General features: G+C 30.8%; 9 protein-coding genes. All 9 read left to right on the top strand.

Features of this window, described 5'->3' with window-relative positions; translation table 11 throughout:
* A partial coding sequence (locus QZZ51_RS15500) for a DUF3137 domain-containing protein (RefSeq protein WP_291871310.1) occupies nucleotides 1–225 on the top strand: 225 nt, incomplete at its 5' end.
* Between the two features lie 104 nt (nucleotides 226–329).
* The gene (locus tag QZZ51_RS15495) at nucleotides 330–1400 is read left to right on the top strand and encodes a hypothetical protein (RefSeq protein ID WP_291871308.1); all 1071 of its coding nucleotides are present in this window, start codon (nucleotides 330–332) and stop codon (nucleotides 1398–1400) included.
* A 16-nt stretch (nucleotides 1401–1416) separates the two neighbouring features.
* Nucleotides 1417–2436, top strand: a complete 1020-nt coding sequence (locus tag QZZ51_RS15490; protein ID WP_291871306.1) for a hypothetical protein — start codon at nucleotides 1417–1419, stop codon at nucleotides 2434–2436.
* 42 nt (nucleotides 2437–2478) lie between these two features.
* Nucleotides 2479–2970, top strand: coding sequence for a hypothetical protein (locus QZZ51_RS15485; RefSeq protein WP_291871304.1), 492 nt, complete (start codon nucleotides 2479–2481; stop codon nucleotides 2968–2970).
* Nucleotides 2971–2979: 9 nt separating this feature from the next.
* Entirely contained in the window at nucleotides 2980–3717 is a 738-nt protein-coding gene (locus tag QZZ51_RS15480) for a M949_RS01915 family surface polysaccharide biosynthesis protein (protein ID WP_291871302.1), read from the top strand.
* Nucleotides 3718–3810: 93 nt separating this feature from the next.
* Nucleotides 3811–4500 (top strand): hypothetical protein, encoded by a 690-nt coding sequence (locus QZZ51_RS15475; RefSeq protein WP_291871300.1) that lies wholly within the window; start codon nucleotides 3811–3813, stop codon nucleotides 4498–4500.
* A gap of 214 nt (nucleotides 4501–4714) precedes the next feature.
* Complete coding sequence (locus QZZ51_RS15470; protein WP_291871297.1) at nucleotides 4715–5188, top strand: hypothetical protein; 474 nt, start codon at nucleotides 4715–4717, stop codon at nucleotides 5186–5188.
* Nucleotides 5189–5192: 4 nt separating this feature from the next.
* A complete protein-coding gene (locus QZZ51_RS15465; RefSeq protein WP_291871295.1) occupies nucleotides 5193–6665 on the top strand; it encodes a hypothetical protein in 1473 nt (490 codons plus the stop codon).
* Between the two features lie 181 nt (nucleotides 6666–6846).
* Nucleotides 6847–6990 (top strand): DUF4952 domain-containing protein, encoded by a 144-nt coding sequence (locus QZZ51_RS15460; RefSeq protein ID WP_291871293.1) that lies wholly within the window; start codon nucleotides 6847–6849, stop codon nucleotides 6988–6990.
* Nucleotides 6991–7579: the final 589 nt, after the last annotated feature.

The raw sequence follows: 7579 nt of genomic DNA, 5'->3' as shown, positions 1-7579 counted from the left end.
GTACTATCAACGGCATTAATGGAGCGTGTTTTAGCGTTAGAAGAGAAGTTCAATAGACCCATACTACTATCGTTTCATAACGAAAAAATGTACTTGGCCGTTGAAAATACGCATGGCTTGTTTTCGTTTCCCTCAGGAAAGTTAGATGATATAGCCATAGTAGAAGAATTGGCAAACGATATTGAAACCGCTTTGCATATTTCGGCAAGTTTGAAATTGGGATAGTATTAACGCAACAAGGCCAAATAAACAAATTTGAACTATGAAATGGGTCATAATAATGTTGATTGGCGAATTATATCTGACCTTAAAGAAATAAATATTAACAGATGAAAATTACTTTTTTATTGCTCAGTTTATTAATTATTTCTTGCTCGACAAAAGAGAAGAAACAGGAAAGCAATGAAAAAATAGAAGCTGTATCTGAAAAGGTATCTCTGAAAAGTGAGAAAATCTACAGGTCGGAATTGTCCTTTGAAGAAACTCAAAAATCTTTGAGAAAACAATTGCTGAACGCAAAACCGAACGAAAATTTAAAGTTCAGCATGTTACAAGAGCTATACATCAGAGGACTTGTAAATCAAATAAATGATAAGATAAAGTTTGAACTGCCTTTCAATCTTCATGGGTTTGATTGCGGAGCACCAGACTGTTATTCAACTGATATAACTTTTGAAATTCCGGCTAAGGAACCTATTGAATTTCCTAAAACGGTTGATTTCAATTTAGTAGAACACGGATGCGGAATGGAGAAAGAAATAGCTAAAAATGGTATATTTAAACTTGTAGAGCTAGCACCTGAATATGTCAACTACTATTCTGAAAAGTATGGTAGTAATTTGGTTATCCTTGGCGAAAAAAGAAAACTCTATTATTTTCCGGATACCAAGCAAAACTCAATTAAAGCTAATTCAATTGATAAAATACTTGAAGCGTATGATGACGAAGACGAAAATGCAATAGTACCCTATCAATCGACTGTAATGACGACTAATGAATATGAAAATTTTATAGAAAAAGAATTTAATGATTCTGAAATATACTTTGCTTCTAAAAGAATCCATGAAAGTTTTAGCGGAAATGATGAAATAACCATTGCATATATAGCAAAGTTTCTAGAACGCGATAGTATTAAAGTTGTTATAACACATTCCATTGAAGAAGATACTGAAACCTTCTATTTAAAAGGAAAAGACAAACTAGATTTCTTTTACAGACCTGAGGTTTATTCTGGTGAAAAAACAAGACGAAAATCAGACTATTTTAATGTAAAAGAGAACTGCTATGAATTTAATATTGAAGGAATATCCCATAATTCAATTTACATAAAGAAATTATGTTATGTGAATGATGAAAAATATATGTCGCTTTCTGAAATATATCTATTAGATGGGGATTAACATTGAAAACATCGAAATGAAAAATATACTTAAAATCAAAAATAGGACAACGTTTTTGTTGCTACTAATACCTATTATTTCTTTTGCACAACTAGAAATACCTGAAGGGTACAGCCTTGTAACAGAAAGCCCTGCCAACGGAAAGAAAATAGAACAGGTATTTCTAGATTTTGATGCAGATGGTCTTGAAGATACAGCTGTATTGGTAGAAAACACCTCTGAATTTTCAGCTTATAAATTTATACTTTATGTAAGCAGCCATAAGAAATCCTATGAAGTAGATTTAGTCAATCTGCAGGAAATGAGTGTGTATCCCACCCAAATCAAAACAAAAAACAATGTTGTTGAGTTTGGTTATTTTGAAGAAGGCACAGGAGCGTTTGGACGGTTTATAAAGTTAAGGTTCCGGCCTAAAACTAATCAGGCTCAAGTTATTGGCTATGATGTAATATACAGGTCTTTGCCTACGGTACACATTGCTAAATCTTACAATTTGGTTACTGGTAAATACATTGTGAAAAAAACTATTTATGATGAAAATGGTAATGATAACGTTCAAGAATTCGCAGGTAAAAATGATGTTTTAAAAAATAAAGTCTTTATTGAAAATTGGAGCACAGCAATGATAGAGAATTTAGATAAAGTTGGGAGTAACTATGAATCGGATATTGAATTGCAAAACCACAAAAAAAAGATTCAGAGTTACAAATCAACGCTAGGCGAAGATATTTCTGAAATGAATTTTTATGTAAAAAAAATCTATAGAAAAGATAATTTAACTTTTGTCGATATTGATATTATACAGATTAAATATACCGACGAAGGAGGTGACAGAATTATACTAAATGAAAACCTCAAAATAAGAACCTATATGATTGATGATACTACAATTATTTATGGTCCCGATTGTGAAAGAATAACGTCTAAGAAACTTACTGAGATAGAAAAATCGGTTTTAGATGATACATCTATTATTGTAATTGGCAGTTCTAAAGACGGAGTTTTAGAAAGTATAAATTTTGGGTGCTATGGATAAAAACTACCGCTTACACGCCTTAATGCATTTAAAAAACTAATTATGTTAAAACTAATACGAGTAACATTTTATAGCATTTTAGTTATGTTTTTATTGGACATATTCGATGTTTTTCAAACTAAAATTGGGTTTATAAAGGCACTTACCTATTACGGAGTATTGATTTTGCCAATTCCATTACTACTAATGGAATTTAAAACGAACCTGAGTTTTAGCAAATCAATTTTAAGAAAGGGAATTCCGATGCTGGCGATTATAGGGTTACTATTTCTAAATCCTCTAAGAATAATTTTTAATACATCCGCTTGGAAAACCCAAACGGTAGCATTAGTTAATGGAAAGATGACAAATCATAAAGTTGAATTTCAAATGAAAGATATAGGGGCTTTTGGGTATGCTAAGCGCAAGGCTGAAGTAATCTATTTTTCGGAACATTTTTATATTGTTTGGGCTAAAAAATATGATGAAAGAAATTTTTCAGGGCATCAATGGAAAAGAGTAGACGAAGATATAAATGAAATGGGACTCAAATAAAAATAACAAATGAAACAACAAGGATTATTACTACTATTTTGTCTTACCATTACAAATTTTGTTTTTGGACAAACCGAAATTCATAAAGAAAAGTTTAGACAATTAGAACCAGACTTATGGTTAGGTATTTGGGATAAAGAGAGCTCAAGTCAGTCAATTAAAATTGACACATTAAGCTATGACGATATCCCAAAGTCAATTGATTTTAGAGGTACTGTGGTCGAAGCCTTAAAATGGTCGGATGTAAATGGGGAAAACATTTTAATACTTACTGTTACTGGTAATTTTAATTGGAAAGATTATGATAACGATTCTACGGATTATATGATTCAAGATAAATCCGAGTTATATGCTTATCTGTTTCAAAAAAACAATTTAAACAAATCATATAAGAGACAATGGCGAGTTTATGATTATACCGAATGTTTTGGTGTCGATTGGTTTACTGGGTTTACACCAAAGGCGACAACAATAACAGATTTAGACAATGATGGTATAACGGAAATTACCATGTCATACGTTTCCATTTGTCGTGGCGGCATGGACCCTGGAGCTATGAAAATAATAATGTATGAAGGGCGTACAAAATATGCATTAAGGGGTTCAACGATGCTTATGTGTGAGAGTAATAATGCTTATGGTGGTGAATTTACCGCAAGTGAAAATTTAAACGATAGTGGCTATTTTAAAAACTTTCTTATTAAACATTGGAACAGAAATAAATGTGAGGAAGGAAAATACTATTAAAGGTTAAAATAGAGCACCTATTGAATTTATCTGAAATTAAAGATTTTGATGATTATAAAGAATTTAATATGCACGATTATTAATTAATAAAAAATGAAGAACCTTTTCTTTACACTATTTTTTATAAGCACTTCTATTACTGTGTATTCCCAAAAATTTAGGGCAGGTCTTGTAATGCCTACGAAAGAATTTAAATTATGCTGTGTCTATATCCCTGATTCTGGTCTTGTAATTTATAACCAACCCAATGGAAACCCTCAAGGTGAAATTTGTTTAGGAAAACCCAATGGTAGCAACGAATTCTACACCGCTAGTATTAAAAAACAAAATTCAAAGCAAATTTTAGTGCAAGAAAACTTTGAAATGGTAGGCTATGAAGTAATGGCTTTAATCGTTATAGACTCAAAATCTGGATATGTTAAACTAAAAAACGGATACTGGATTAGCATCGAAGAATTAAAATCCAAGAATCTAAAACTAACCTCTTGGATGGATTATGCCATAGAGAAAAACACAGAATGGTATGCTAACAAACCAGGACTCAATTTAAGAACAGGGCCTTCAATTGCATATAATAAGATAGTCACACTAAAAGGAGACCTGTTCGGTATTAATTTAACAACTGAAAGAAAAGGAAAATGGTGCAAAGTAAATGTTACGCAGTACCGAAAACATCCGTGTTCTGGCGAAGATAATTTGATTATAAAAACATATTCTGGTTGGGTTAAGCTTATATCAGAAGAAGAAACACTTAATGTCTGGCATTATGGTAAAGGTTGCTAAAAAACGAAACATAACAATGCAATACGCAAATTAATAAACAGCAATGCTAATACTAATTTTAATTCTTCTTTTAATAATACTGATTATCTGTCTATATCAATTATTCAAATTAATCAAATGGACTATTAAAAAGAAAAAAAGAATGAAATGGGCTTCAGGTTTAGTTGGCGTGATTGCTCTAGCTGTTCTAGTTAATCACTTGTTTTTCAAAAAAATGGAATTCATACAATCTAAAGTGTATCCAGATTTATACCTCATAAAATATCCTATTAAGGATAAAGATTCATTGCATAAGATTATAGCGAAAATGGTATTTCACAAAGTAAGTAATCATTTTAAAACACCTTCAAAGAATACAACAGCAATAGTACCATATCGTATTCGTTTTTACGAATATTATAGTGGTACACCATTCTTTGTTCCTTTTGGAGAAGCAGGAACGACACATTTTATAGAAAACAAAGAAGACCCAGGAGGGTTTAGTAGTGAATACATTAGTGATTACAATAGATTCCACATCGCTGAATTCAATTTAAAATATTGTAGAAATGATTCTCTAAACTATATAGGAACTATAAATTATTATCAAAATTGGGATATCATTAAAACAGATATTATAATCAATCAATGTAATCCATCTAAGATAGAAGAATCAGTAGAAGCAGAATCAGTAAGTGATATCCATTAAAAACATGAAAAATAAAATCAATATTTTAGCACTCATTTTAAGCATAGGCCTTGTAGGTTGTAACTCTAAAGAGAAAAAGAAAGATATTCAACCTCATGACAAAGAGGTTAAAGAACTCATTGAAGCCCTTCAATCAAAAATTGATTCCCCAGAACAATTTTCTGAAATATGGAAAAATTTTCCCATAAAACAAGCACCAGTTGTTGACTCTACAAACTTTGCCAACATTAATGAAATTAGTGATTTTTATGAGAAAGATATAGAAGTATTACAGTTACATAAAATTTACCCAAACCTTGAAAAAGAAGGGCATAATTATAGGTTTCTGCCTTCGTATAGGTTAGAGTTATCAGATGATTTTTATAGTCTTGTTTTAAATGTTTTTAAAGGAGACCATGAGTTAGAATCTATACTTATTAATTACAATTTGGGAGAGAAATTGATAGCTCATAAAATAATTGCATATGACGAAATAGCAGAAGGTTGGTCAAGAAAACATGCAAAAGTAGAACAGCAATTTATTACTGTTATTGATGAATTTTACGATGATACAACACAAATTGATACCACTAAATTTCACATTAATAGGGATGGGTATATTAATGAAATTAAAACAGAGTTTGCCAGTAATATAAGACCTGATGAGGTTATTACGTTAAATAAAACGTATGCAGATACCATCACTTTTAGCTCTTATAGTGATGGTGGCGATTATAATCTGTTATTCGGAAATAAAAAAGGAATTGACCACTCGTTGATTTATAAGTGGGATTGGGAATTAAACCAAAACAAATACAACTTTAAGTCTGGAGATATGTTAGCAATAAAATGGAAAATGGATAGTATTTGGCTTGCAGGAGATGGAGAAACACTTGATTTTAAAGAAACAATTATTGATGCAGAGCGCATTCAATCTGGAAACAAAGCAGTTACTTTTTTATGGAGAGAGGGGCAATATGACGAAGAATCACAACAAAGTATTAATTCAATATTCATCAATGAACCGTTTGTTAATTCTATAACTAATCAAGAGAAAGCAGCCTTGGGCTTTGTCGCATCCTTTATTGGTAATGAGTGTTCGTGGGATGGAGACGTTAATGAAGAGAGAAGCAACTTAAAATGTAAAATCTTAACCGCATTAGATTTAGGCTATCAATGTTCTGATACCCATTATGGCTTTTTAAAACAATGGTTTTCAGAAGATGGTATTGCATTAAAAGAATTGGAAGTCTGCCATAAGATACTAGAAACAGCAACGGTACAATCTACTTTTGATGAAATTTTAATAGCCACGGACAAAGACAAGAAAACCATAGAAGTATCCTATAAAGCACATAGCATAAACCATAGAGAGTCTAAAGAATGGAGCTGGACAGAAACAGACTTCTTTGAATACACCTCGGAAAATGTAACATGGGTAGACGTGATAAAATCAAAACTTGTAGAAAAAACTTTAAATAATAACCCAGACAACTAGAAAAGAAAGTGCGATTTAACCCCTCACTATACTTATATAAAAACGTTGTATGCAATTTTAATACGAATAAAAATAGGAAGCCTATTTTCTTATTTTTAGCTTTATTTATGCTTAACTCTTGCGCAAACAAGTCAATGGAATGTGAAGATTTGTTACAGAGATATGACGAGAAAATTCAAAAATGGAATTCATAGCCTGCGAAAAAGGAGAAGGTCAAACTGTTCTTAAAGCTAAATACAAAGTATTAGGAATTTATTCTGAAGAAATAGAAAATATTCTAATAAAAAAGTATGGTATTGGAAAACTAAAATTTACGTATTTTTAGGTTGGTAAAAACGAAAAGAATTAAGTTCTTTAGTTACTTCTTGAGTGTTGGTGTCCATCTGGGGATTCATTTATGATTTCAACATTTAACTCATTGAAAATAAAGTACTTGGCAACCTGTAATTAAGTCTGTCATGAGTGCCTACTTTATCGGAACCTTTTGCCTGGGCCGTTCCTACTATTATTCTAAGAATGTATTTATTAGAGCGTATGGTACGCTAATGGTATTATTTTTTATTGGTTTTGTATATAATTTGCAACCCGTAAAATCTAGCATAATATACATTTTGAGTATTTTTAGCAGGAATTTTTTGTTATCTATTTTTTTTTCTAAAAGATACAATTTTTAAATACTGTTAAATACATCAGAGTATTATGAAAGAGTGCAAAATTTATGTTTGGATCAATATAGCTTTAGGAGTTACTCTTATGTTTAACAGTTAGACGTTATATGTTTATATTAAACGATTTTTAAGTTTTATCTAGTTAAGCTTAAATTACGATGATTATTTTTTTTAAAAAGAAGATAACTTAAGCAGTAGTAAAAAAAAAAAAAAACATAAGAGTAGAGCTTGTTATGTATTTATAGC

The organism is Maribacter sp. (genome assembly GCF_016744255.1).
In the GTDB taxonomy this organism is placed as follows: domain Bacteria; phylum Bacteroidota; class Bacteroidia; order Flavobacteriales; family Flavobacteriaceae; genus Maribacter_B.
The sequence above is the reverse complement of the archived record's forward strand: the minus strand, read 5'-3'. Positions and strand labels throughout refer to the sequence as shown.